At 43.7% G+C, this 26,268-nt stretch carries 21 protein-coding genes; all 21 read left to right on the top strand.

All coding sequences use genetic code 11. The annotated features are described in order from the left end of the window. Positions 1 to 22: 22 nt before the first annotated feature. The 21 genes from ACW6PM_RS10530 to ACW6PM_RS10430 all read left to right on the top strand — a co-directional run bounded on the left by ACW6PM_RS10530 (position 23) and on the right by ACW6PM_RS10430 (position 26,093). Entirely contained in the window at positions 23 to 727 is a 705-nt protein-coding gene (locus ACW6PM_RS10530) for a zinc metallopeptidase (RefSeq protein WP_109258142.1), read from the top strand. Positions 728 to 832: 105 nt separating this feature from the next. Further along, complete coding sequence (rsmB, locus tag ACW6PM_RS10525) at positions 833 to 2,242, top strand: 16S rRNA (cytosine(967)-C(5))-methyltransferase RsmB (protein ID WP_456057116.1); 1,410 nt, start codon at positions 833 to 835, stop codon at positions 2,240 to 2,242. 68 nt (positions 2,243 to 2,310) lie between these two features. Further along, positions 2,311 to 3,378, top strand: coding sequence for a 23S rRNA (adenine(2503)-C(2))-methyltransferase RlmN (gene rlmN, locus ACW6PM_RS10520; RefSeq protein WP_448754518.1), 1,068 nt, complete (start codon positions 2,311 to 2,313; stop codon positions 3,376 to 3,378). Then, complete coding sequence (locus tag ACW6PM_RS10515; RefSeq protein WP_308651754.1) at positions 3,379 to 4,107, top strand: Stp1/IreP family PP2C-type Ser/Thr phosphatase; 729 nt, start codon at positions 3,379 to 3,381, stop codon at positions 4,105 to 4,107. Between the two features lie 16 nt (positions 4,108 to 4,123). Next, positions 4,124 to 6,277, top strand: coding sequence for a Stk1 family PASTA domain-containing Ser/Thr kinase (gene pknB, locus ACW6PM_RS10510; RefSeq protein ID WP_448754517.1), 2,154 nt, complete (start codon positions 4,124 to 4,126; stop codon positions 6,275 to 6,277). Between the two features lie 397 nt (positions 6,278 to 6,674). Next, complete coding sequence (rsgA, locus tag ACW6PM_RS10505; RefSeq protein ID WP_448754516.1) at positions 6,675 to 7,583, top strand: ribosome small subunit-dependent GTPase A; 909 nt, start codon at positions 6,675 to 6,677, stop codon at positions 7,581 to 7,583. 28 nt (positions 7,584 to 7,611) lie between these two features. Next, positions 7,612 to 8,262 (top strand): ribulose-phosphate 3-epimerase, encoded by a 651-nt coding sequence (gene rpe, locus ACW6PM_RS10500; RefSeq protein ID WP_443595000.1) that lies wholly within the window; start codon positions 7,612 to 7,614, stop codon positions 8,260 to 8,262. 37 nt (positions 8,263 to 8,299) lie between these two features. Then, positions 8,300 to 8,944 (top strand): thiamine diphosphokinase, encoded by a 645-nt coding sequence (locus ACW6PM_RS10495; RefSeq protein WP_456057115.1) that lies wholly within the window; start codon positions 8,300 to 8,302, stop codon positions 8,942 to 8,944. Positions 8,945 to 9,053: 109 nt separating this feature from the next. Continuing rightward, on the top strand, positions 9,054 to 12,374 hold the full coding sequence (locus ACW6PM_RS10490; protein WP_448754513.1) for a diguanylate cyclase: 3,321 nt from the start codon (positions 9,054 to 9,056) through the stop codon (positions 12,372 to 12,374). After that, positions 12,361 to 13,587 (top strand): GNAT family N-acetyltransferase, encoded by a 1,227-nt coding sequence (locus tag ACW6PM_RS10485; RefSeq protein WP_448754512.1) that lies wholly within the window; start codon positions 12,361 to 12,363, stop codon positions 13,585 to 13,587. The genes ACW6PM_RS10490 and ACW6PM_RS10485 overlap by 14 nt, the downstream gene beginning before the upstream one ends. 33 nt (positions 13,588 to 13,620) lie before the next feature. Then, complete coding sequence (locus ACW6PM_RS10480) at positions 13,621 to 14,508, top strand: DegV family protein (protein WP_448754511.1); 888 nt, start codon at positions 13,621 to 13,623, stop codon at positions 14,506 to 14,508. 167 nt (positions 14,509 to 14,675) lie between these two features. Beyond that, positions 14,676 to 16,670 carry a 2-isopropylmalate synthase gene (locus ACW6PM_RS10475; protein ID WP_448754510.1) on the top strand — a complete coding sequence of 665 codons (1,995 nt, stop codon included), beginning with the start codon at positions 14,676 to 14,678 and terminating at the stop codon, positions 16,668 to 16,670. A 165-nt stretch (positions 16,671 to 16,835) separates the two neighbouring features. Next, entirely contained in the window at positions 16,836 to 17,807 is a 972-nt protein-coding gene (locus tag ACW6PM_RS10470) for an L-lactate dehydrogenase (RefSeq protein ID WP_448754509.1), read from the top strand. 176 nt (positions 17,808 to 17,983) lie between these two features. Beyond that, positions 17,984 to 18,835 (top strand): DUF3737 family protein, encoded by an 852-nt coding sequence (locus ACW6PM_RS10465; RefSeq protein WP_456057114.1) that lies wholly within the window; start codon positions 17,984 to 17,986, stop codon positions 18,833 to 18,835. 3 nt (positions 18,836 to 18,838) lie between these two features. Next, positions 18,839 to 19,987: a MalY/PatB family protein gene (locus tag ACW6PM_RS10460; RefSeq protein WP_456057113.1), complete on the top strand. Its 1,149-nt coding sequence runs from the start codon at positions 18,839 to 18,841 to the stop codon at positions 19,985 to 19,987. A 308-nt stretch (positions 19,988 to 20,295) separates the two neighbouring features. Beyond that, entirely contained in the window at positions 20,296 to 20,661 is a 366-nt protein-coding gene (locus tag ACW6PM_RS10455; protein ID WP_308657621.1) for a metal-dependent transcriptional regulator, read from the top strand. Between the two features lie 207 nt (positions 20,662 to 20,868). Further along, the gene (locus tag ACW6PM_RS10450) at positions 20,869 to 22,617 is read left to right on the top strand and encodes an ABC transporter ATP-binding protein (RefSeq protein WP_456057112.1); all 1,749 of its coding nucleotides are present in this window, start codon (positions 20,869 to 20,871) and stop codon (positions 22,615 to 22,617) included. A 3-nt stretch (positions 22,618 to 22,620) separates the two neighbouring features. Further along, the gene (locus ACW6PM_RS10445) at positions 22,621 to 24,375 is read left to right on the top strand and encodes an ABC transporter ATP-binding protein (RefSeq protein WP_456057111.1); all 1,755 of its coding nucleotides are present in this window, start codon (positions 22,621 to 22,623) and stop codon (positions 24,373 to 24,375) included. Between the two features lie 65 nt (positions 24,376 to 24,440). Further along, entirely contained in the window at positions 24,441 to 24,563 is a 123-nt protein-coding gene (locus tag ACW6PM_RS10440; protein ID WP_418917265.1) for a hypothetical protein, read from the top strand. Between the two features lie 140 nt (positions 24,564 to 24,703). After that, positions 24,704 to 25,603, top strand: a complete 900-nt coding sequence (locus ACW6PM_RS10435) for an NAD-dependent epimerase/dehydratase family protein (RefSeq protein WP_055238462.1) — start codon at positions 24,704 to 24,706, stop codon at positions 25,601 to 25,603. Between the two features lie 61 nt (positions 25,604 to 25,664). Further along, positions 25,665 to 26,093, top strand: coding sequence for a hypothetical protein (locus ACW6PM_RS10430; RefSeq protein WP_368200118.1), 429 nt, complete (start codon positions 25,665 to 25,667; stop codon positions 26,091 to 26,093). The last annotated feature ends 175 nt before the right edge of the window (positions 26,094 to 26,268 follow it).

The following is a 26,268-nucleotide window of genomic DNA, read 5'->3' as shown; positions in this document are numbered from 1 at the left end:
TAAAAGCAAGGAGAGATGATACATGGGATATTATTACTGGGATCCGACATATATATTAGTTGTGATAGGTGCAGTGATATGTATGATTGCATCGGCAAGAGTTAAAGGTACATTTAATAAATACTCACAGCTAAGAAGCATGTCAGGCATGAATGGTGCGCAGGTGGCTCAGAGAGTGCTTCAGGCGGCAGGCATATATGATGTGCAGGTGCGTCATGTGTCAGGTAGTCTGACGGACCACTACGATCCGCGCACCAAAACAGTGAATTTATCTGATCCTGTGTACAATGCCACATCGGTCGCAGCACTTGGCGTAGCAGCCCATGAGTGTGGACACGCTATACAGCATGCAAAAAGCTATGCACCTCTTTCAATCAGGAGTGCACTTGTGCCTATAGCTAATTTTGGCTCAATGCTTGCATGGCCGGTCATACTTATCGGCTTATTATTTAACACACGCTCGTCAGGGCTTATTATTGATATAGGCATATTGCTGTTTTCGGCAGCAGTGCTTTTCCAGCTCGTGACATTGCCGGTAGAGTTTGATGCTTCAAGACGTGCGCTTGTCATGCTTCGTACACAGGGCATACTTGCAGATGATGAGCTTAAGTACACAAGAAGGGTGCTCAAGTCAGCGGCACTTACCTATGTGGCCAGTGCGGCGGCTGCTATTTTACAGCTCCTTCGTATAATACTTATCACAAACGGACGCAGGCGTGACGACTGATATTGTTTTAGATTCTGTTTGCCTGTGATTTTACAGGGTGGCAGTTCAAATTGGATATATTAGTTAGAAAATTAAATGTATATGTAACTATTCGGAAACATCATCATGATAAATAATCATAGTAAAAATAATCATAATAATAAAAATAGCCAAATAAACAAAAATAATATACCGGGCAGACCGGCAAAATCAAACGTGGCAGCGCATAATGAGCACTCTGTAGATACGCGTGAGCTTGCCCTTGAGATGCTTATTGAGATTAATGAGCGTGGAGCATTTTCACATATCGTGCTTCGCAGTGTGCTTGACAAGTATCAGTATCTGTCAAAGCAGGACAGAGCCTTTATGACGAGGCTTGTTGACGGTACTATCGAGTATATGCTGCAGCTTGACTACATCATAGACTCTTTTTCAAAGACAAAGGTAAGGAAGATGAAGCCCTTCATCAGAAACCTTCTTCGCATGAGCGTTTACCAGATAAAGTACATGGACGCGGTGCCGGATTCAGCTGTATGCAATGAGGCGGTGAAGCTTGCAAAGAGGCATAAGTTTGCACAGCTTTCGGGCTTTGTAAACGGTGTACTCAGAAATATTGCAAGAAATATAGATTCAGTACAGTTTGATACTTTAAGCATCCGATACTCCATGCCACAGTGGATAGTGGACAGATTTGTATCAGCATACGGAGAGAAGAAGGCAGAGGAGATTTTCAAGGCCTTTCACAGTAAGAGCACAATAAGCATCAGGACAAACCTGACCAGGTGTACTCCGGATGAGCTTCGCGCGATGCTTGAGGCGGAGGGTGTGACGGTCACAGCGGTTGATGAACTTAACTATGCATTTGTTATATCAGGATTTGATTATTTGAATGGCTTGCAGAGCTTCAGAGACGGACTTTTCTATGTACAGGATATCAGCTCCATGCTTGTTGCACAGACTGCAGCTCCAAAGAAGGGCGACTATGTGATAGATGTATGCGCAGCACCGGGGGGCAAGAGCACCCACATCGCTGAGCTTTTGCAGGGAAGCGGCCATGTGCTGGCGCGTGACCTGACTGATACCAAGGTTGGTATGATTGAGGAAAATATAGAAAGGCATGGCCTTAACAATATGTCTGCAGAGGTGTGGGACGCCACAGTGCCTGACGATGATTCCATAGGAAAGGCAGATATACTGATCTGTGATCTGCCGTGCTCAGGGCTTGGAGTGCTCGGCAGAAAGAAGGACATCCGCTACAAGATGACACCTGAGTCTGTAGATGAGCTTGTCGCTCTTCAAAGACAGATACTTGATACCGCGCATACATATGTGAAGCCAAACGGAGTGCTCGTGTACAGTACATGTACGATAGATGAGTCTGAGAATGAGGGCAATGTGAGGTGGTTTGTTGAAAAGCATCCTGAGTTTGAGCTGGATAAGAGCTTTGCGGATGGCGTCGGAATGAAACAGATGCTGCCCGGTGAGCATGGAAGTGACGGATTCTTTATTGCAAGATTTATAAAAAGTAAATCATGAAGTAATAAACAATAAGCAATAACAATAATTATAGAGCAGTAATTAAATGTAAATTTAATAAAAGTGATATGGAACAGATAATAAAAGAACAACTAACCGACATCAAATCAATGAATATGGACGAGCTCACAGAGTTTATCATATCGCTCGGAGAAAAGAAATTCCGTGCGAAGCAGATATATGAGTGGATTCATGTGAAGCATGTGGACAGCTTTGATGAGATGACCAATATTTCAAAAAAGTTCATACAGGTATTAAAGGACAATGCAATGCTCATCTCGCTTAAAAAAGAGCAGGTGCAGGTGTCAAAGCTCGATGGCACGAGAAAATATCTTTTTTCGCTCGACGACGGCAATGTAATAGAGAGTGTGCTTATGAAGTACAAGCACGGTAATTCGGTGTGTATCTCTTCGCAGGTCGGCTGCAGGATGGGGTGCAGATTCTGTGCATCCACTCTTGACGGACTCGTCAGGGGACTTAGGCCGTCTGAGATGATTGACCAGATTTACCGGATAGGCAAGGACATAGGAGAGCGCATCTCAAATGTGGTTGTCATGGGCACAGGCGAGCCTCTTGACAATTACGACAATCTGCTGCGCTTTATAGAGCTTCTCACTGATGAAAACGGTATCAATATCAGCCAGCGCAATCTGACTGTTTCCACCTGCGGTATCGTACCTCGCATGAGACAGCTTGCAGATGAAAAGCTTTCAATCACGTTGGCGCTTTCACTGCATGCCTCCAATCAGGAAAAGAGAAAGGCTCTCATGCCTGTTGCAAACAGCTTTGATATACATGATGTGGTCGATGCATGCAAGTATTATTTTGCACAGACCGGCCGCAGAGTCACCTTTGAGTACAGCTTAGTCGGCGGAGTGAACGACACAGCCGAGGATGCAGCAGAGCTTTCTGCGCTTGTGCATGGCATGAACTGTCATATAAATCTGATTCCGGTAAACCCTATAAAGGAGCGCGACTACGTGCAGTCCAACAAGGATGTTATAGAGGCTTTCAAAAAGAGACTTGAAAAAAACGGAATTAATGTTACTATTAGAAGGGAAATGGGCAGAGATATAGACGGTGCCTGTGGACAGCTTCGCAAGAAGCATATAGATAAAGAGAGAGGAATAAACTAGATGAAGACGTTTTCCATTACGGATGCAGGTGCTATTCGTGAGATGAATCAGGATTTTTATTTCTCGTCTGACACTGCAGTAGGAAATCTTCCGAATCTTTTCATCGTAGCAGATGGAATGGGAGGACACAAAGCCGGTGACTATGCTTCCAGATACACTATAGAGCGTGTGGTTGCATCGGTATCGAGAAATGCCGGGGATGAACCGGTATCCATCATCAAAGAGGCAATCAACAAGGCCAATGAGCTTTTGGTGGCTGAGTCTCGTGAGGATGAAGCTAAGCGTGGAATGGGTACCACCTTAGTCATAGGAACTATTATAGGAAACAAGCTTTTTGTGGCCAATATAGGCGACAGCAGGCTTTATATTGTAGGCAGCACAGAGCAGATCAGACAGATTACCAGGGATCATTCACTGGTTGATGAGATGGTCAGGCTGGGTGAGATAAATGCCGATGAGGCGAGAGTTCATCCGGACAAGAATATCATCACCAGAGCTGTCGGGGCAGCGGATCATGTGGAGGCAGATTTCTTTGAGGTCGAGCTATGTGAGGACGACAGGATTCTTCTGTGTACAGACGGACTTACCAATATGGTAAGAGATGAAGAGATATGCGATACTATTAGGCAAAATGATAATATCGAGACAGCAGCGTCACAGCTTGTCGCCATGGCCAATGCAAACGGTGGCCGCGATAATATCACTGTAATGATCATTAAACCATTTTAAGACGAGGTAATAACAGATGTTAGAGATAGGAAGTTTTTTATCGGATCGATACGAGATCCTAAGCAAGGTTGGCGCAGGCGGTATGTCCGATGTATACAAGGCAAAGGACCATATACTGAGCCGTTTTGTAGCTATAAAGGTTTTAAAGCAGGAGTTTTCAGAGGATAGTTCATTTGTGACCAAGTTTCGTGCTGAGGCACAGTCGGCAGCAGGACTTGAGCATCCGAATATCGTAAATATCTATGATGTAGGCAGCGAGAATGGTTTGTACTACATTGTCATGGAGTATGTCGAGGGCATTACACTTAAGACTTATATCGAGAAAAAGGGCCAGCTGTCATTCAAGGAGTCTGCAAGCATTGCAATCCAGGTGGCAAGAGGCATAGAGGCTGCTCACAATAAAAATATAATTCACCGCGATATCAAGCCTCAGAATATCATTATTTCTACAGATGGCAAGGTAAAGGTGACAGACTTTGGAATTGCAAAGGCTACATCTTCAAATACAATAAGCTCAGATGTGATGGGCTCAGTACACTATGCATCTCCGGAGCAGGCAAGAAACGGCTTCGTTGATGGCAGAAGCGATATTTACTCACTGGGAATCGTGATGTTTGAGATGGTTACAGGCCGTGTACCGTTTGACGGTGATACCACGGTGGCAGTTGCACTGCAGCACTTACAGGAGGAGATTGCAAAGCCGAGCATCTACGCACCGGATCTGCCAATCAGCTTCGAGAAAATCATCTTAAAGTGTACACAAAAGACACCGGATCGCAGATACCAGACTATAGAGGAGCTTCTCACAGACATAAGACGCTCGCTTGCGCATCCTGATGAGGATTTCGTCACAATAGCACCACTCGTTGACGGTGGCAAGACCAAGGTTATAAGCCCTGAGGAGCTTGACAAGATAAAAGAGGGCAGAGGTGTCGCAGAGGACTTAAACGATGATGATACCGATGCAGATAATGATGATGAGTATGCTGACGATGAAGACGATGATGATTATGATGAGTCACTCTTAGACGACGATGCTGACGATGAAGACGACGATGATGATGATGATGATGACGGCAAGCTTTTAAATCCAAAGATGGATAAGGCAATCACAATCATGGGTATAGTAACAGCCGTAATCATTGTAATAGTTATCATATATCTTGCACTTTCAGTGGCAGGAGTGTTTAAGTTTGGTGGCAAAAAGAACTCAGAGTCACAGCAGACAGAGTCACAGACACAGACCGAGTCAGAATCAGAGTCAGAGACACAGACTGAGACAGAGGGTCAGATGATTGACATCAGAGGCATGTCAGTGGAGGATGCTCAGAAGGCAGTAGACCGCTTAAAGCTTGACCTCACAGTATTTGCATTTGAGACAAAGCAGTCAGATGAAAAGGACGGCACAATCCTTGAGCAGGATGTAAAGGCCGGAGATACAGTAAAGCGTGGCTCACAGATCAATGTAGTTATCGCAGGAAAAGGTGATAGCACATCAGAGATGGTCAAGGTACCAAGTGTAATCGGAAAGACCAAGAGCTCAGCAAAGAGCACACTCGAGTCAGCCGGCTTTAGTGTCACCTTCGAGTACGGAGATTACAATGACAGTGTAGCAGCAGACGTAGTAACAGCACAGTCACCATCAGCCAAAAACAAGGCCGCAAAGGGCAGCGCAGTAACAGTAACCCTCTCACCGGGCCAGAAGCCAATCACCGTGCCAAACGTAGTAGGCTATTCACAGTCACAGGCAGAAAGTGCCCTCGCAGGAGCAGGCCTCAAGTACACCTACGCTGACTCCCAGTACAGCGACACCGTAGCCGCCGGCAACGTAATCAGCCAGACCAAATCCGGCGAAACCGTAGCTGCAGGCACCACAATCACACTGACACTCAGTAAGGGAAAGCAGGAGATATCGACTAACGTAAGTAAAGGAATTAGTTATAGTGGAGAGGGAACTGTAGTAAAAGCAGAGTATAAGCTTGTAGGTAAAAGTGGAACTGTATACGATAAGGGTTCATATGAAAATACGTCATCATTTACAGTTTCAGGAACAATGAAAGAAGCTACAGGAAGTATTGTAGTTACTTGGACAGTTCAGACAGGGGAAACAGATGAAGCTGGAAATCCTGCAAAAGTTACACTTGATCCGGTAACGTATAGCGTGCCATAAGCATAAGAGAAGTTAAATAATTATTATAAACCGGAATAGCAAAAAAGAGGTAGATATTGCCATAACGTGGGGCAGCACAAGGAAAACGAGCAGTAGCGCAGCTACGTCAAGTTTTCCGTCACACCGCGGGCGAAAACCTGAACTCGCGGAGAGGAACTAGGGAAGCGGGGCAGGCATGTGTTCCGAGGAAAAAATATGAACTGCCCCGGGGTGCCATAAGCCTACCGAGGAAAGAACAGGGCAGAGTAAGCCATAGACTGTCTGTAGGAGAGCCCGGGGTTTGCTTCATATTTTTTAAGAGGAATATATGCCTGCCATCGCAACCTCACAACCTCAAAGCGCGGCATCCCCGCCGAAAGCGTGACTCCTTCAAATACAAAAGCACACAAGGAAAACCATGACAGGAAAAATTATTAAAGGAATTGCCGGCTTCTACTACGTCTACGTGGAAGAAGCAAACGAAGCAAACGAAACTGCCACAGGCGGCACCCTCTACGAGTGCAAAGCAAAAGGCACCTTCAGAAAACAAAAGATAAAGCCACTGGTAGGCGATACAGTCGATATAGCAGTCCTCGACGAGGAAAAGCACATAGGCAATGTCGAGCGTATACTGCCACGGAAAAACGAACTTATCAGGCCGGCTGTGTCCAATATAGACATGGCCTTGGTTATTTTTGCATCCGCAAAGCCGGATCCCAATTTCAACCTGCTTGATAGGTTTTTGTGTATGATGGAGTATCAGCATGTGCCGGTCACCATATGCTTCAACAAAAAGGATCTAATCACACCACAAAAGCAGCAGGAGCTTAAAAGCATATACGAGCCGGCGGGCTACAGAGTGATGTTTACTAGCACGAAAACGGGTGAGGGAATAGATGAGATAAAGCACATTTTAGAGGGAAGGACGACCACTGTTGCAGGCCCCTCAGGTGTTGGCAAGTCATCCATCATCAACTGTCTGCAGGATGATGTGCAGATGGAGACCGGGCACATAAGTGAGAAAATAGAGCGCGGAAAGCACACGACCAGACATTCTGAGATTATTCCGATAAAGGATGGCACATATATCATGGATACACCGGGCTTTAGCTCGATGGATGTGCCGGGCTTTGAAAAGGAGGATCTGTGGACCTGTTATCCGGAGTTTGTAGAATATGAGCCGTATTGCAGGTTTCAGGGCTGCAGTCATATAAACGAGCCGGACTGCGGTGTCAAGGAGGCTCTTTCAGATGGAAAAATATCGCAGGTGCGGTATGATAACTATAAGCTTCTGTATGAGGAGCTGAAAAACAGACAAAAGTATTAATTTAAAGCATAATCAAACGGAGGAAAACATGAACTGCTTATCACCATCAATTTTATCAGCAGATTATTCAATACTTGGAGAGCAGCTTAAGCAGCTTGACGAGGCCGGAGCACAGTATGTGCATATAGATGTTATGGACGGCAGCTTCGTTCCAAGCATATCAATAGGACTGCCGGTCATAAAGACAATCAGAAAGTGCACAGAGCGCATGTTTGATGTGCATCTGATGATAGATGAGCCGGTCAGATACATAGATGATTTTGCGGCAGCAGGCGCTGATATCATCACAGTCCATGCGGAGGCGTGCAAGCATCTTGACAGGACAATCGAGGCAATAAAGGAAAAGGGCATATTGGCAGGCGTAGCATTAAATCCGGCTACTCCGCTGTCTGCTATAGAGTATGTGCTTCCTAAGGTGGACATGGTGCTTATCATGACGGTAAATCCGGGCTTCGGAGGACAAAAGCTTATTCCGTACACGGTAGACAAGGTACGCGACTTAAAGGCACTTCTTGAGAAAACAGGAAATAAGGCTGATATAGAGGTGGACGGTGGTGTCAATCTGGAGAATGTTGAGACACTGCTTGCGGCAGGTGCCAATATCATTGTTGCGGGAAGTGCGGTGTTTAGCGGAGATATAGAAGAAAATGTGACAGGTTTTCTCAACACTATGATGTAGCAGATGTGGATATGTTATTAAGGAGAGGGTGGATAAAATGAGGTATCTGATTGTATGTGGTGGAAAAATAGATAAGGAATTTGGCTTAAACGAGATAAAGACTGACGGAATAGATGCCATAATTGCAGCTGACAGCGGAATGGATTTTCTGTACGAAAACGGTGTCACACCTGATATAATTGTAGGTGATTTCGATTCGACTAAGACAAATGCATTGGAGTATTTTGAGAGAAAGGGACAGACTGAGATACGCAGGCTCAATCCCGTAAAGGATGATACTGATACAGAGTACGCCATAAGACTGGCAATAAGCGAGGGTGCACGAAGCATAGTGGTGCTTGGAGCAACAGGCAGCAGAATAGACCATGTGCTTGGAAATATTTCACTTTTGGGAATAGGCCTGGAAAGTGGAACTGACATCCGCATTATCGATACAAACAACCGCATAAGGATGGCAGATAAGCCTGTAACCATTGAAAAATCAGCACAGTATGGCAGGTTTGTCTCACTTATAGCACTGACAGACGACAATGAGGTAAGCCTTAAGGGCTTTAAGTATCCTGTTACTGATTATTCCTTTGACAGGTTTACATCGCTTGGCATATCCAATGAAATAGTCGATGATCATGCACTGATTGATATCCATAGAGGAAAATTTATCATTATTGAGTCAAAAGATTGACTTTTTAGGAGTTTTGGTCTACTATGGTTTTAGGATTATTTCGGAAAAGCTTGATTACAGGAGGATTGATATACACTGTGTCGGCTTTGGAACATGATGGGGTAATTAGATGATAGAGAAGTATTATAGCGGGGTAATCGAGCAGATTTACAATCGCATAGGAAAAGAGACTCGAAATATCGTAATGGCGAATTATAGCAATGATTTTTCGATTGAAAATCTTGAGGTTATAAGACGTTATCAAAGCAATGAGGATAACGTCTTTTTTGCATACAGTGAGTTCTCTTACAATACGCTGGTCGGAGCTTATGAGCCATTTTTGGACATCATATGCAATATGCACAGGCGCTTTATAGGCGGAAGCTTTGATGATTTCCAGAAGGAGTGCGGTGTGTACTATCTGCACAGACAGGTGTTAAACAGCTATTATGAGACCGGTGAGTGCTTCAGAGAGGAAACAGTGCTGTTAAATGAGGTAGCATACGAGCAGAGACGTATGACTATGGCTATAGTTGATATGCTTAAGAGGCTTTCAGAAGTGAGGCCATTGATGATTGTGATAAACAGATTCCAGATGGCGTCAAAGAGCTCTATTGAGACCATCAAGTATCTGATTGACAATCCGTGTACCAATATCGGTATCGTGTTAGGTGTTAATGCCATGGTCAAGGGTACTGACAGTACTGTTGAGGTGTGGGATCGTATAGTTGAGTCGCTTGAGGACAGGAGTGCCATATACTATATAGGCAGTGCCGGATCGCTTAAAAATAACATAAAAAACACGAATGATGATGAGCTGTATATCACTACAAACTTTGAGCAGAGCATTCAGGAAGCATCAAATATCATGGAGTTTCTGGATTTTGAGCAGGCAAGAAGAGGCTGCCGCATCATAGAGCATAAGCTTAAGTTTGAGGATGCATGGATTGATGAAAAGAGTCTGAGACGTTTTTATTTGGTCTATGCCAGGACCTGTGTTTTACTTGGAGAGATGTCCAAAGCGATTGAGCTCACGAATGAATACAAAGCGCTGATACCGGAAAATGACAGTGAGCATTATCTTTCACTGTATTATTTCATGAAGGGCACCTGCTATATGTATCAGGGCAAGCTTGAGAAGGCCGGAAACAGTGCAAAGAGTGCCTATGACTATGCAGTTTTGGCAGAGGATGACATACTGATATTTAAGGCAGAGCTTTTGTCAGTCATGATAAAGATGTCAGGCTGGTACAATATATTCTTCTGTGTACAGGATATACCTGTCAGTGATGAAATTATAGAAAAGCTCATAAAGCACGGCTACAGGAATCATCTGGCACATATATATATTTACGCATACGACAATAGCCGTGATGTGGTGAAGCAGTCCTTTTATGATGAATCATTACTAAAGCATTTTACAAAGGGGCTTGAGCTTGCGAAGGAGATAGGAAATGAGCAGCTTGTGTATGATGCATATCAGAAGACTATCATGCTTGCCAGCACAAGCGGTCTCAATGAGATAGCCTTTTTATATGTTATCCGTACATACGAGTTCATGAAGGGACACGGCAATATATATGTTGCGAGAGTGCTTACGTCTATAGGCTACAATTTAAGTGCTATGGGTAAAAATGAGCTGGTTGATGATTATTACAATGCTGCAATCAATATGTTATATTACCTGAAGCTGCCGGAGGATATAGCTGAGGTGTATTATAACAAGTCTCTTAACTATATCATGCAGGGCAATTATAAGGAGGCTGTCCATGCACTTTTAGTTGCCATGAAGACTATTATAAAGCTTCATCTAAACAGCTTAAGGGTGTGCAACACGAGTAAGGTATATGCGCTTCTTGCGCTTGCATCTATATTTTCTGGTGACAGATTCAGCTGTGAGCGCTATCTGCTCAGCTGCAAGCAGTTTCTTAATTATGTCATCTACAGAGTAATTGACACCACAAGAACTGAGGCAGTCCATGACTATTCCAGGTGCGATGATGAGATGTTCCTTTACTCCTTTGCATCGGCTATGCTCTTGTGGCACGATGATAAAAAGGAAGAAGCCTTTTTACGTTTTGAGGATGCGGAGAGATATCTCGTTAATGCCGAGGGAAATGAATTTTTTGCATATTCGATATACAGGGAAAGCAGGATGAAGCTGTTTGCGCTGCTCGGCAAAAATGAGCTTATAGAGCATGAGAAAATGCTTCTGGAGGCACACAATAAAAGGATGCATGAAATAGCAGAGGCAGCTCCGCTTGACATGTTAAAAAATATCAACCTGGAATCACTGAGTGATGGCCATATCAATGAGCGGCAGATTAATATGCTTGTAAAGCAGCATGGGCTCGAAAAGGATTATCAGGGCTCAAAGCGGCAGATGGAGTTTATTTCCATATGGCAGACCATTATCGATGTCAATGACCAGAAGAAGGACACCATGATTGAAAATGCCATGAGCAATTTCATCAATCATTTCAGTCTTGACTGTGCGCTGATCATAGATCTGCACGCGAAGGAGCCGCAGGTACTTTATAATGATACGGGCTGTGATATGACAGATGAGGTTATAAAGGGTATATGTGATATCATGATAGACTATCCGGAGGGCATTGCCACATCAAAGATTGGAGAGGGCTTCTACGAGTATGAAAATGTCATCTCGTACTTCGGCGTGGATGATGTATGCTCATTTGTCGCAGTGCCTTTTATCAAGAATGATGCGCTTTCAAGTGTGCTCATAGCATATGTGCGCATGAAGGACAACTGGCATGGCTCAATCGAGCGATACATGCTCAATGAGGATGATCTGAGCATTTTCAAGCTGTTGTTCAGAGAGCTTGAGTATTCCATTGCCCGTATTGAGGCCAATGAGAAGGCTAATGAGATGAACAAGAAGCTGAAGCAGGCAGCTGTCACTGACATGCTTACCGGTATCTATAACAGAGCAGGTATGTATCAGGAGATTGAAAAGCTTGAAAAGCGCATAAGTGTGACATCAGGTGGCATGGATGTGGGGCTTATGTTTATTGACCTGGACAATTTCAAGCATTATAATGATACATATGGTCATGATGTGGGAGATTTGATACTTAAGGAGATGGCCTTTGTGTTCAAGGAAGTTGCTAAGGACAGAGGCTTTGTGAGCAGATATGGCGGTGATGAGTTCATCATAGTTATTGAGTCATGCGCCAGATACGAGCTTGAGAATATCGCAAAGGATATTTATGCAAGGATTGCAGAGGCAGACGGCTTTAGCAGCCAGATAAAGAAATATCTCAACCATGACGTAGAGTTTAATGAGGAGAAGAATATCACCTGTTCCATCGGTATTTCATATGAGAGAAATGTTACCAGTGAGAGTCAGATTACCGAGCTCATTAAGAAGGCGGACGATCTGATGTATACAGTAAAGACAGGCGAGAAAGGACACTATGCATTCTTTTAAATCAGATGAATTTAAGATAAGAGTACTGACAAAGGATGATGCGGAGGAGTACAATGCACTGCTTCGTTATGCTTTTCAGGTGACAGAGGCAGATCTTGCCGAGACAGGCTGGAAGGATGACGAAATCAAGCAGTCGAAGTTTCCGGTGCTTGAGAGAGCTGATGTGCTCGGCTGCTTCAATATCATTGACAAAAAAGAGGAGCTTGTGGCTCAGTTTGCGGTATATCCGCTCGATATGAATATATACGGCGAGCGCTACGAGGTGGGCTTTGTCACAAGTGTTTGCACGTATCCTGAGTATACCGGTCATGGTCTCATGAAAAAGCTCATGAGAAAGAGTCTTACGAGAATGCGCGACAGCAACAAGTCGTTTGCTCTTTTGTACCCATACTCCATACCTCTTTACAGAGGGCTTGGCTGGGAGATTATCTCAAACAAGATGACATATGTGATAAAGGACAGACAGATTCCAACAAAGCTTAAGGAGCCCGGCTATGTGCGCCGTGTGCAGTGGGATGACGAGCAGTTTAAGAAGCTTCATACTCACTTTGCCGCAAAGACGCACGGTTGTCTGTACAGAAATAATCTGGCTTGGGAGGAGTACTTCCGCTGGGATGAGGACGATACGATGGTCGCCATCTACTACAACGAGGATGATGAACCGTGTGGCTATATGGTGTATCTTATCAGCTCCGATGTCATGCACATCAAGGAGCTCATCTACTTAAACCGTGAGGCACAGCTTGGCCTGTGGGAATACATTCATGCCCACGATTCCATGATAGATGAGGTCAGAGGCAACAACTATTACAGCGAGCCTATCGCTTTTGAGCTCGACGATAGTGATATAAAGGAGACGATCAGACCATACGCCATGGGCAGAATCATCGATGTGGCGCAGTTTATTTCACAGTACAACTGTGACCCGGATGGTCCAAGCGGCTGCTTTAGCTTCGAGATAGAGGATGAGCTTCTGCCGTGGAACAATGGCACATTCGTCATTGATTTTGAGAAAGGGCACTGTGCTCTCACCGACAAAAAGCCGCAGTATCGCCTTAACATGTCTATTGGCACATTTACCACACTGCTTCTAGGCTACAAGAGTGCTGAGAAGCTTTTGCAGATGGGCAAAATACAGACTACATATGATGCTGTTGCAAAGCTTGATGATATTTTGTACCATGAGATACCATATGTGTCTGACTATATATAATAAAAAACAATAACTAAAATAAAGGAAAATAATATGTCAAATTATGTGATTAGCTGCTGCTCGACAGCAGACCTTACAAAAGAACATATGCTTGAGAGAGACATTAAGTACGCGTGCTTTCACTATGAGCTCGACGGCAAAGAATATATGGATGATTTAGGACAGTCCATGCCACTGCCGGATTTCTACAAGGCAATGGAAGCCGGTGCCATGACAAAGACCTCGCAGATCAATCAGGAGGAGTACATGGAGTACTTCAGACAGTTTCTGGATGAGGGATATGATGTGCTTCACTGCGCACTAAGCTCCGGTATATCAGGTACAGTCAACTCAGCAAGGCTTGCAAAGGAGGCTTTGGAGGAGGAATACCCTGACAGAAAGATATATGTGATTGATTCGCTGGCAGCATCGTCTGGCTTTGGCCTTTTGATGGATAAGCTCGCTGACTTTAGGGATAGCGGCATGGATATCGATACACTGGCAAATTGGACTATGGAGCACAGACTTGAGGTGAATCACTGGTTCTTCTCATCAGACCTTACATTTTTTATCAGGGGAGGCCGTATCTCAAAGACCGCGGGCTTCGTGGGAAATGTGCTGAATATCTGTCCTTTCATGAATGTGAGCAATGAGGGAAAGCTTATTGTGCGTGAGAAAATCCGTACCAAAAAGAAGGCGATAAAGGAGATGCTTGTGAAGATGCAGGCACTCTGCAAGGACGGTGCCGATTATTCAGATAAGGTCTACATATCAAATTCCGCATGCTATGAGGATGCTAAAGCCGTAGCTGATCTGATAGAGGCTGCCTTTCCTAAGATGAATGGCAAGGTAGAGATAAATGATATCGGTACGACAATAGGAAGCCACACCGGTCCCGGAACAGTTGCATTGTTTTTCTGGGGCAATAAGAGAGAGGATTAGTCAGATTTTTGACCAAAATATCTGATTAGAATAATCAAAATCAATAAAGTTGATTATATTTTTATAAAAAGTTAAATTACATCAACCAAAGTGATTAAATATAATCATTCCAATAACTGCGCTTATGTGTTACAATTATATCAGTTCAAACGAAAAGAGGTTTTAAGATGAAAGGATATGAAAAATACGAGCGCAGTTATTTTCTGCCTCCTGAATGCACTTATGACTGGGTTAAGAAGGATTATATAGATAAAGCACCACTGTGGTGTTCGGTTGATTTACGTGATGGCAACCAGGCTCTTATCGAGCCGATGAGCCTTGAGGAGAAGCTTGACTTCTTTAAGATGCTTGTAGATATAGGCTTTAAGGAAATCGAGGTAGGTTTCCCGGCAGCCTCTGAGACAGAGTTCAATTTCACAAGAGCTCTTATTGAGAGGGATATGATTCCGGATGATGTCACTATACATGTGCTGACACAGGCCAGAGAGCATATCATCAAGAAGACCTTCAAGGCACTTGAGGGAGCACCGAGAGCGGTTGTACATCTGTACAATTCCACATCTGTTGCACAGCGTGAGCAGGTGTTTAAGAAGTCAAAGGAAGAGATAAAGCAGCTTGCGGTTGACGGTGCCATCTTACTGAGAGACCTTGCGGCTGCGACTGACGGTAATTTCCGCTTCCAGTATTCACCGGAGAGCTTTTCGGGCACTGAGGTGGATTATGCGGTTGATGTGTGCAACGCAGTGCTTGATGTATGGCAGCCAAAGGCTGATAATAAGGCCATCATCAATATCCCTACCACGGTAGAGAATGCTATGCCACATGTTTTTGCCACACAGATAGAGTATATCGACAAGCATCTTAAGTACAGAGACGGAGTAGTGCTGTGCTTACATCCTCATAATGACAGAGGCTGCGGTGTTGCCACATCAGAGCTTGGCGTGCTTGCAGGAGCTGAGGAGATAGAGGGTACACTGTTTGGAAACGGTGAGAGAACAGGAAATGTCGATATAGTGACACTTGCCATGAATCTTTACTCACACGGAGTGGATCCACAGCTTGATTTTTCAAATCTGCCTGAGATCAGGGAGAAGTATGAGACATATACCAGAATGAAGGTAGGCGAGAGACAGCCATATGTGGGAGACCTTGTATTCTCTGCATTTTCAGGCTCACATCAGGATGCTATCTCAAAGGGCATGGCATGGAGAGAGGAAAAGAAGCTTGATAAGTGGACAGTTCCATATCTGCCTATAGATCCAAAGGATGTCGGCAGGACATATGAGGCCGATGTTATCCGTATCAACAGCCAGTCAGGAAAGGGCGGAGTGGCTTATATCCTTAAGCAGAGCTTCGGTATCAATGTGCCACAGCAGATGAGAGAGCAGGTAGGATACATGGTCAAGCAGGTATCTGACGAGGAGCACAAGGAGCTTTCACCTGATTGGGTACACAGTATCTTTACAGACAATTATGTGGATTTCCATCCATATTTCACTATACCGGAGTGCCACTTTAAGCAGGTGAACGGTATTTTTGCAGAGGCAGTCATTTTACACAATGACAGCACCAGAAAGGTAGATGCCAACGGAAACGGCCGTCTCGATGCAGTCAGCAATATTATAAAGCAGTATTTTGACATCAGCTTTGAGCTTACCGTATACGAGGAGCATGCGCTTTCACACGGCTCTTCATCAAAGGCTATGGCATACGTGGGTATCACAGTTGACGGCAAGATGTTCTGGGGCGCAGGTGTGGATGAGGATATCATCAAGGCATCAATCGGAGCGCTTGTTGTTGCAGTAAACCATTACCTTGCCACCAAGGCTGACAGCCATGTGAAGGATGAGCGCTATATCGCCATGCTCAACTTCATCCAGGCCAACTACAAGACAGTATCGCTTGCAGATATGGCTGCACAGTTCAACCTGACAGAGCCTTATATCTCCAAGTACATAAAGGAGAAGTCAGGCAAGACCTTCGGAGAGCTGGTCACCAATGCCAAGATGAAGAAGGCACGCACACTGCTTAGAAACAGCATTACAACTGTTGAGAATATCGCAATCGAGGCAGGATATCAGAATGTGGAGCATTTTAACAGACAGTTCAAGAAGCTGTATGGAATGACACCGCTTGAGTACAGAAATTCAAGCACAAAATAAGCTGCTGCAGCTAAAATTGTATAAAAATAGGAACAATGGGCTATTGATTGTATTTTATCAAGTAATTTGTTGTTTTTACAACGGATTATCTGTACAATGCGGGTATAATATAAATAAAAGAAAAGCAACTATTTTAATTACAGTTTTAGAAAGAGAGGAACTAACATGAGCAATAAAACTAGCGCAGTTGTTAAGACAAACCCAAGAAAGGCTGTCATGATCGGATGTGGATTCGTTGGTTCGGCATCGGTTTTTGCACTTATGCAGAGCGGTCTTTTTTCTGAGATAGTTCTTATTGACGCTGATAAGGATAAGGCAGAGGGAGAGGCTATGGATATAAGCCACGGTATTCCTTTTGCCAGACCTATGAAGATATATGCAGGTGGCTATGATGATGTGGCAGATGCTGCTATCATTGTTGTTTCTGCAGGCGCAGGACAAAAGCCGGGCGAGACAAGGCTTGATCTGGTAAATAAAAATGTTGCAATCTTCAAGAGCATCATTCCGGAGATTGCAAAGAGAAACTTCGGTGGAATCTTACTTATCGTAGCAAACCCTGTAGATATTTTGACACAGGTAGCGCAGAAGCTTTCAGGGCTTCCTGAGGAGCGTGTCATCGGTTCGGGCACAGTGCTTGACAGTGCAAGACTTAAGTATGCGCTCGGAGAGCACCTTGAGGTGGACAGCCGAAGCGTACATGCATTCATCGTAGGTGAGCATGGAGACAGTGAGGTGGTTGCATGGTCATCAGCCAATGTTTCCGGAGTAGAGCTTCACAAGATGTGCGAGATGAGAGGTCATTACAAGCACAAGGAGAATACAGAGGAAATCGCTGCAAACGTAAAGAACAGTGCTTACGAGATAATCAACAGAAAGCATGCGACATATTACGGTATCGCAATGTCTGTCAGACGTATCTGCGAGGTGATTATGCGCGATGAGAAGTCGATTCTTCCTGTTTCACACATGATGCACGGACAGTACGGCATCGATGATGTGGTTCTCTCAATGCCTGCAATCGTTGGAGCAAACGGAGTGGAGAGCGATATCCCGATCGAGTTAAACGGTGAGGAGGCTTTAAAGCTCAAGGAGTCTGCTGATGCACTCAAGAATATTATCGATGGGCTTGAGCTGTAAATATCAGGCTTTTAATATTAATTTTATAATATTAAACTTATATAAAATACTATGAATCAAGTAGGATTTGGGGTATAATAAAGAACTGTCGGGCTGCATATTCTTATGTGCCTGGCAGTTCTTTTAGTTAATGACAGATAACTTTAGGACAACTTAGAGCAAAAGGAGTATATATAATGAGCGAAAGAAAACAAATCCATCAGGAGTTTCTGACAGGCGAAAGAGCACTGTTTGCAAGCAACGACATGGATATATATGATACAATTTTTGATGATGGAGAGTCACCTCTTAAGGAGAGCCATGGCATTAGTCTGACAGGCTGCTTTTTCCGTTGGAAATATCCGCTGTGGTATTGCAGTGACATAGAAGTAAAGGACTGTACATGGTTTGACATGGCGCGTGCGGGAGTCTGGTATACAGACAATATCTCAGTCACAGATTCAATAGTTGAGGCACCTAAGAATTTCAGGCGCTGCAATAATTTAAAGCTTAAAAATGTGACGTTTCCGAATGCCCAGGAGACACTCTGGAGCTGTGATCATGTCGATATCGAGAATGTTTCGGCAAAGGGAGATTATTTTGGTATGAATACAAATAATCTTTCCATGAAGAATTTTCAGCTTGTCGGCAACTATTCGTTTGACGGCTCAAGAAATGTAGAGGTGCACGATTCAAAGCTTATCTCAAAGGATGCTTTCTGGAATACGGAAAATGTCACAGTCTATGATTCATTTATCACAGGCGAATACCTTGGCTGGAATGCAAAGAATCTGACACTGATAAACTGTACAATCGAGAGCTTGCAGGGGCTTTGCTACATCGACAATCTCGTCATGAAAAACTGCAAGCTGATAAACACTACGCTTGCCTTTGAGTATTCATCGGTAGATGCGGAGATTTGCAGCAGGGTGGACAGTGTTTTGAATCCGACAAGCGGAGTGATAAGGGCTAAGGAGATTGGCACACTGACTATCGAAAAGGACAAGGTTGACCCATCAAAGACAAAGATAATATGTGAGGGAAAATAATCTATGTATGATTTTGATACCGTTGTAGACAGAAGAAATACAGGCTCACTAAAGTGGGATGTGGCGGAAAATGAGCTCCCGATGTGGGTGGCAGATATGGATTTTAAGACAGCACCGCAGATAATAGATGCAATTTCAGCGCGTGTTTCTCACGGAGTGTTTGGCTATTCCATCATTCCGGATGAGTGGAATGATGCGTATATTTCGTGGTGGGACCGACGCCATGGGCTTAAAATCGAAAGGGACAGCCTGATTTTTTGCACAGGAGTCGTACCGGCCATATCATCTACAGTGCGAAAGCTCACCACACCCGGTGAGAATGTGCTTATCATGACACCTGTATACAATATATTTTTTAATTCCATATTCAATAACGGCGTAAATGTGCAAGAAAGCCCGCTTGGGTACGAAAACGGAAGGTATTTCGTGGACTATGACAGGTTCGAGCATGACCTTTCCAATCCACAGACCACGCTTATGATATTTTGCAACCCTCACAATCCATGTGGCATCATCTGGACAAGGGAGGAGCTTGCGAAAATAGGAGCACTCTGCAAGAAGCACAATGTGACAGTCATTTCCGACGAGATACACTGTGACATCACAGCACCGGGAAAGTCCTACGTGCCGTTTGCTGCAGCATCAGAGGACTGCGCCGATATCAGCATCACCTGCATGGCACCGACCAAGTGCTTCAATATGGCAGGCTTACAGACTGCGGCAGTGATGGTGCCAAATAAGCTTCTGCGTCACAAGATATGGCGAGCATTAAATACAGACGAGGTGGCAGAGCCAAATGCATTTGCAATTACTGCAGCAGTTGCGGCGTTCACAAAGGGTGAGCCGTGGCTTGAGGAGCTTCGAACATATCTCTGGGAAAACCGCAAAAAAGTATGTGACTTTGTGGAAGAAAACCTGCCGCAGATACACATAGTGGATGCCGATGCGACATACCTCATGTGGCTTGACTGCAGCGCACTCACAGATGATTCTGTGGCATTTACGCAGATGATTCGCGAAAAAACAGGTCTTTATCTGTCGGAGGGAGCCGAGTTTGGAGGCAACGGCAGGTACTTTGTGCGATTAAATATCGCATGCCCTAGGTCAGTGCTTATGGAAGGTCTGGAAAGGCTAAAGAGAGCTCTCGCATGAGCTAAATAGTTACCTTTTTTATAAAATAAATAAGACCGGTGATCGGCCGGTCTTATCTGGTATAATTAAACATTTATGGCATACAAGATTTAGAAATATATCATGCATACGTTTGTTTTCTGATTCGATAGTTAGTATACACTAACATAAATTAGAAGTCAATAACAAAAGCGGATTTTTGTGATTTTTTCGGATTTTCATAAATCACGTACAAATCAAAAAGAAAAGTTTTGCAAACAATAAAATGTATGTTATAATAATATAACTGAATGAAAACGAACGAAAATAAACTCACGGGGGTATTCGAAATGCGAAACAACGAATCATCAGAAAACTATTTAGAGACCATACTTATTCTCAGCAAGAAGCTTCCTGTGGTACGCTCAGTTGATATAGCAAACGAGCTTGGATTTAAGAAATCCAGCGTGAGTATAGCCATGAAGAACCTTAGGGAAAAGAACAATATCACAGTAAGTGATGCAGGCTTTATCACACTCACAGAGTCAGGAAGACAGATAGCAGAGATGATATACGAAAGACATGAGCTTTTGTCAGAGTGTCTAGAGAAGCTTGGTGTAGATAAGGAGATTGCCGCAGAGGACGCATGTCGTATAGAGCATGTCATAAGCCCTGAGAGCTTTGAAGCAATCAAGAAGCATATACATAAGTGTTAGAATAATTTATTTTAACTGTAATCGTTATTTGTTACATTTGGGTGTGGCAAACGATTTGGCGAATGAAACCAGTACCGCAGGGCACTGGTTTTTTTGTGTATCGTTTTGCTTGTATATATGAGAAAAATAATCTATAATAGTGAAGCTGTTAACGTTGTCTGTTATACAGAGTCGTAAACGGTAACATAAAATCTGGAAGGGGAAAAGATGAAACAGATATTAAAATATTTGAAGGAGTACAAAAAGGAATGCATCTGTGCTCCGCTGTTTAAGCTGCTCGAGGCATCCTTCGAGCTTATAGTACCGCTTGTTATGGCGGCAATCATTGATAACGGAATTGCGGCTTCGGACAAGCCATATATATGGAAGATGGGAGGCGTGCTGGTGCTGCTTGCGGCAGTCGGCCTGATAAGCTCAGTCACAGCGCAGTATTTTGCGGCCAAGGCGGCAGTTGGTTTTTCAACAAAGCTTCGCCATATATTGTTTGAAAAGATAGAGTCACTGTCATTCTCAAAGATGGATACAGTGGGCACATCGACACTTATCACGAGGATGACAAGCGATATAAACCAGGTACAGTCAGGAGTCAATCTGGTGCTTCGCCTCTTCCTTCGCTCGCCATTTATTGTGTTTGGAGCTATGGCGATGGCTTTTACAGTAAATGTAAGAGCGGCAATGGTTTTTGTAGTTACTATACCTCTGCTTTCAATAGTGGTATTCTCAGTCATGGTTGCAAGTCTTCCGCTTTACAAAAAGGTGCAGAGCTCTCTTGATACAGTGCTTTCGCACACCAGGGAGAATTTAGAGGGAACCAGGGTTATAAGAGCGTTCAACAAGCAAAATGATGAGATTGACAGCTTCAACAGGGACAATAAGCTTTTAACCAATATGCAGCAGGTTGTAGGAAGAATCTCAGCACTCACCAATCCTCTTACATTTATCATTATAAATATTGCAACAATCGCGGTTATCGTATTGGGCGGCAAGCAGGTATACGCAGGAATACTCACGCAGGGCGAGGTTGTGGCACTTGTAAACTATATGTCACAGATACTTGTCGAGCTGATAAAGCTTGCAAACCTCATCGTACAGGTGACAAAGGCTGTGGCGTGCGGCAACCGTATAGCGGATGTGCTTTCCATACCATCCAAGCTTCCTGAGAAAAATCCTAAGCTTATTGATGCAAAGGAAGGGGCTGCTGAGGTTGAGTTTGACCATGTCTGCATGACCTATGAGGGGGCAGCCGATGAGACACTCACAGATATAAGCTTTACAGTGCAAAAGGGGCAGACGATCGGTATCATCGGTGGTACAGGCTCAGGAAAATCAAGCCTTGTAAATCTCATTCCGAGGTTTTATGATGCCACAAAGGGCACTATAAGGATTCAGGGAAATGATATAAATGATTACGATGCAGTGCAGCTTCGCGACAAAATCGGTGTCGTAATGCAAAAGGCAGTGCTTTTTGCAGGAACGATAGCCGACAACCTGCGCTGGGGCAAAAATGATGCCACAGAGGAGGAAATGTGGAAGGCGCTTGATATAGCACAGGCCACAGAGGTTGTAAAGGGCAAAGAGGGCGGTCTTGACTACATGATAGAGCAGGGCGGCAAGAACCTATCAGGCGGTCAGAAGCAGCGTCTTACAATTGCCAGGGCGGTTGTAAAGGATCCTGATATACTGATACTTGACGACAGTGCATCGGCACTTGATTTTGCTACAGATGCGAGCCTTCGCGCGGCATTAAAGGATATGCATGGTGACAAGACAATATTTATCGTGTCACAGCGTACCTCATCTATCCAGTTTGCGGACAATATCATAGTGCTTGACGACGGACAGATGGTTGGCTTCGGACCGCATGAAAAGCTGCTTGAGACATGCGAGACCTACAAAGAGATATATGATTCACAGTTTAAAAAAGAGTCGGATATGACTAAACAAAAGGAGGTGTAGAGAATGGCTACGGATAATGCGAAGATGAATAAAGCTGGCACAATGCGCAAGGTACTAAGCTACATGAAAAGATATATCCCTTTGCTTGTGATTTCTCTTGCCCTGTCTGTTGTTACAGTGGCGCTTACGCTTTATTTTCCAATCCTCACAGGACGCGCTATTGATTTGATTGTAGGAAAAGGAAAGGTTGATTTTTCGGCTATGACAGCCATCCTTACAAGGGCAGCGATAATAGTAGTCATAGCGGCAGCAGCTCAGTGGCTTACAAATATCTGCAACAACAAGATGACCTACAACATAGTGAGGGACATAAGGCATGATGCATTTTTAAACATTGAAAAAATGCCGCTGTCCTATATTGACAGCCACTCACACGGTGATATGGTCAGCCGTATCATCGCCGATGTAGATACATTTTCAGAGGGACTTCTGATGGGCTTCACACAGCTCTTTACAGGAATTGCAACAATAGCAGGCACGCTTATTTTCATGCTCACGATAGATGTGAAGATATCATGCATTGTAGTGCTCATCACACCTTTGTCGCTTTTTGTGGCAAGCTTTATCACTAAAAAGACATATTCCATGTTTCAGCTGCAGACCAGAACAAGGGGAGAGCAGACATCACTCATCGACGAGATAGTGGGAAATGAAAAGGTAGTACAGGCCTTCAATCATGAGGATGAGGCTCTGGAGCAGTTTGACGAGATAAATGACAGATTACAGAAATGCTCACTGCGGGCAACATTTTTCTCAAGTCTTACAAATCCGAGTACACGTTTTGTGAACAGTCTCGTGTATGCCGGAGTCGGAATCTTTGGCGCCATGAGTGCACTCACCGGCGGAATCACAGTAGGACAGCTTTCATGCTTCTTATCATATGCCAACCAGTACACCAAGCCGTTCAACGAGATATCAGGTGTCATCACAGAGCTTCAGAACGCACTTGCCTGTGCTGCGCGTATCTTTGAGCTTATTGAAGAGGAAAAGGAGCTACCGGATGCTTCGGATGCGGTAACACTTGGTGAGGCAGACGGACGCGTGGACATAGAGGATGTTTATTTCTCATATGTGCCGGATAAAAAGCTTATTGAGGATTTCAACCTCCATGTAAAGCCGGGACAGCGCGTGGCTATCGTAGGTCCGACAGGCTGTGGAAAGACTACTATAATCAATCTGCTTATGAGGTTTTATGATGTAAACAGTGGAACAATTAAGGTGAGCGGACACGATATCAGAAAAATCACACGAGAGAGTCTTCGTGACAACTATGGTATGGTGCTTCAGGAGACATGGCTCAAGAAGGGTACAATCCGTGACAATATCATAATGGGAAAGCCTGATGCTACAGATGAGGAAATCATTGCAGCAGCAAAGGCATCTCATGCACACAGCTTTATCAGACGTCTGCCGAAGGGCTATGACACTGAAATCGGTGAGGACGGCGGCATCCTGTCACAGGGACAGAAGCAGCTATTATGCATCACAAGAGTCATGCTCTGCTTACCGCCTATGCTGATATTGGATGAGGCTACATCATCGATTGATACACGTACAGAGATTAAGATTCAAAAAGCGTTCCTTACCATGATGCAGGGCAGGACAAGCTTTATAGTGGCTCATCGTCTGTCCACCATCAGGGAAGCGGATATTATCCTTGTTATGAAAGACGGAAAGATTATAGAACAGGGCAATCATGAGAGCCTACTTGCAGCGGACGGATTTTATGCGAACCTCTACAATAGCCAGTTTGCATAGTATAGGGCTATAGAAATACGGGGCATAAGCCGCCGGAGTTGAGAAAAGCACATCACCAGAATGATATGGCAGTCATGCAGGCATACGAATTTACAAAAGGCAGTGAAGCGTATAAAAGCGAAGCAGCCTGTGTTGCAGAATTGATGAAACTTTATCAGAAGAAAGTAGAAGAAATCGAAAAAAGATAACACGCCGGATACGGCATAATTCTTTTAGCAAAGCTAAGAGCGCACTTCTATACAGGCAATTAAATTACAATGTTCTAATTTGGGAAAATAGTTCCAATGAAAGTGATGTGACGAATTTGAAGTTGAAGGAGAATGCAGATATGAAAAAGATACTTGTAACAGGTGGAACGGTATTTGTTAGTCGGTATATTGCAGAGTATTATGTTACTAAAGGCTACGATGTATACGTGCTTAATCGAAACACTAAAGAACAGTCAAAGGGCGTAACACTTATTGAAGCTGACAGGCATAATCTTGGTGAGACCCTTCGCGAATATCGTTTTGATACAGTAATAGATACGGCATATACTGGTGATGATGTAGAACTGTTGCTTAACGCTTTGGGAGACTATGAAAACTATATTCTTATCAGTTCAAGTGCCGTATATCCAGAATATGCTCCACAACCATTCAAGGAATATGCTCATCTTTCTATCAACAAGTATTGGGGCAAGTATGGAACAGATAAAATAGATGCAGAAACTGTTTTGCTAAAACGAAATCCAAACGCATATATTCTTAGACCTCCATACTTATATGGTCCAATGAACAATGTATATAGAGAAGCGTTTGTTTTTGATTGTGCATTGGCTGACCGAAAATTCTATTTACCTAAAGCTGGTGATATGAAGTTGCAATTCTTCCATGTTCATGATTTATGTAGGTTCATTGATGTTCTGTTGAAAGTAAAACCGTCACAGCGTATCTTTAACGTAGGAAATAAGGAAGGTGTTTCGATTCGTAAGTGGGTAGAGTTATGCTACGCTGTTGTTGGAAAACAAGCTACATTTGTAGAAATTCATCAAGATATTGAACAAAGGAATTATTTTAGTTTTTATGAGTATGAGTATTGCTTGGATGTTTCCTTGCAGTATGAACTAATGGGCGATGTAAAATCATTAGAACAGGGGTTGGAAGAAGCCTATGCTTGGTATATCCACAATAAGGATAAGGTAAATAGAAAGCCTCTTATCGAGTACATAGACAACACTTTGTGTTAAGTCAATTCAATTCCATTTTGGTAAACACGAGAAACTTTGAATTCGTAGGAGGTATCGAAAAATGAATAGGAAAACTATATTCTGTTTTCTGACAGCTTTGATAATGATTTTTGTTCTTGCCGGCTGTGGTGGAAAGAATAGTGGTGGGAATATTGACAATGTTCAAATTCCTGATTGGAAACCATCGGAAATATATTCAGACAGTGATATTGAGGCGGCTTTCCAAACAGTAAAAGACTATTTCGGCAACGAATTTGACGGCTGCACACTGACAAAACTGACCTATCCCGGAGATACATACGCCGATGAATTTTATGAATGGGCTGAACAATATGACGCGGATGAAGCAATCGTAATATTATCATCTTTCGATGTAGACTCATCAGGCGGGAATGGTTCGCTTAATCCGGATTCAACATATGATGATTGGAAATGGATTCTAATTAGGAATGACAGTGGAAATTGGGAACATGTTGACCACGGGTATTAAAGCGACAGATTCAAGTTTGTCGGACTCACAACAATTTAATATCAAACTAATACTATAAACCAACTACAGTAACTGCAAATACATATAGTTGGGGAGATAGAATTAGAACAATTATTGGTAAAAATTATCCATGCATATTAGGATTGACATCTCATCCACGATATGGAGAACATTG

The organism is Agathobacter sp., assembly GCF_977054825.1.
The sequence above is the reverse complement of the archived record's forward strand: the minus strand, read 5'-3'. Positions and strand labels throughout refer to the sequence as shown.

Bases quoted from the DNA above. Each gene is read 5' to 3' on its own strand.
- ACW6PM_RS10530 (WP_109258142.1), top strand. From the start codon at position 23: ATGGGATATTATTACTGGGATCCGACATATATATTAGTTGTGATAGGT.
- rsmB (WP_456057116.1), top strand. From the start codon at position 833: ATGATAAATAATCATAGTAAAAATAATCATAATAATAAAAATAGCCAA.
- rlmN (WP_448754518.1), top strand. From the start codon at position 2,311: ATGGAACAGATAATAAAAGAACAACTAACCGACATCAAATCAATGAAT.
- ACW6PM_RS10515 (WP_308651754.1), top strand. From the start codon at position 3,379: ATGAAGACGTTTTCCATTACGGATGCAGGTGCTATTCGTGAGATGAAT.
- pknB (WP_448754517.1), top strand. From the start codon at position 4,124: ATGTTAGAGATAGGAAGTTTTTTATCGGATCGATACGAGATCCTAAGC.
- rsgA (WP_448754516.1), top strand. From the start codon at position 6,675: ATGACAGGAAAAATTATTAAAGGAATTGCCGGCTTCTACTACGTCTAC.
- rpe (WP_443595000.1), top strand. From the start codon at position 7,612: ATGAACTGCTTATCACCATCAATTTTATCAGCAGATTATTCAATACTT.
- ACW6PM_RS10495 (WP_456057115.1), top strand. From the start codon at position 8,300: ATGAGGTATCTGATTGTATGTGGTGGAAAAATAGATAAGGAATTTGGC.
- ACW6PM_RS10490 (WP_448754513.1), top strand. From the start codon at position 9,054: ATGATAGAGAAGTATTATAGCGGGGTAATCGAGCAGATTTACAATCGC.
- ACW6PM_RS10485 (WP_448754512.1), top strand. From the start codon at position 12,361: ATGCATTCTTTTAAATCAGATGAATTTAAGATAAGAGTACTGACAAAG.
- ACW6PM_RS10480 (WP_448754511.1), top strand. From the start codon at position 13,621: ATGTCAAATTATGTGATTAGCTGCTGCTCGACAGCAGACCTTACAAAA.
- ACW6PM_RS10475 (WP_448754510.1), top strand. From the start codon at position 14,676: ATGAAAGGATATGAAAAATACGAGCGCAGTTATTTTCTGCCTCCTGAA.
- ACW6PM_RS10470 (WP_448754509.1), top strand. From the start codon at position 16,836: ATGAGCAATAAAACTAGCGCAGTTGTTAAGACAAACCCAAGAAAGGCT.
- ACW6PM_RS10465 (WP_456057114.1), top strand. From the start codon at position 17,984: ATGAGCGAAAGAAAACAAATCCATCAGGAGTTTCTGACAGGCGAAAGA.
- ACW6PM_RS10460 (WP_456057113.1), top strand. From the start codon at position 18,839: ATGTATGATTTTGATACCGTTGTAGACAGAAGAAATACAGGCTCACTA.
- ACW6PM_RS10455 (WP_308657621.1), top strand. From the start codon at position 20,296: ATGCGAAACAACGAATCATCAGAAAACTATTTAGAGACCATACTTATT.
- ACW6PM_RS10450 (WP_456057112.1), top strand. From the start codon at position 20,869: ATGAAACAGATATTAAAATATTTGAAGGAGTACAAAAAGGAATGCATC.
- ACW6PM_RS10445 (WP_456057111.1), top strand. From the start codon at position 22,621: ATGGCTACGGATAATGCGAAGATGAATAAAGCTGGCACAATGCGCAAG.
- ACW6PM_RS10440 (WP_418917265.1), top strand. From the start codon at position 24,441: ATGGCAGTCATGCAGGCATACGAATTTACAAAAGGCAGTGAAGCGTAT.
- ACW6PM_RS10435 (WP_055238462.1), top strand. From the start codon at position 24,704: ATGAAAAAGATACTTGTAACAGGTGGAACGGTATTTGTTAGTCGGTAT.
- ACW6PM_RS10430 (WP_368200118.1), top strand. From the start codon at position 25,665: ATGAATAGGAAAACTATATTCTGTTTTCTGACAGCTTTGATAATGATT.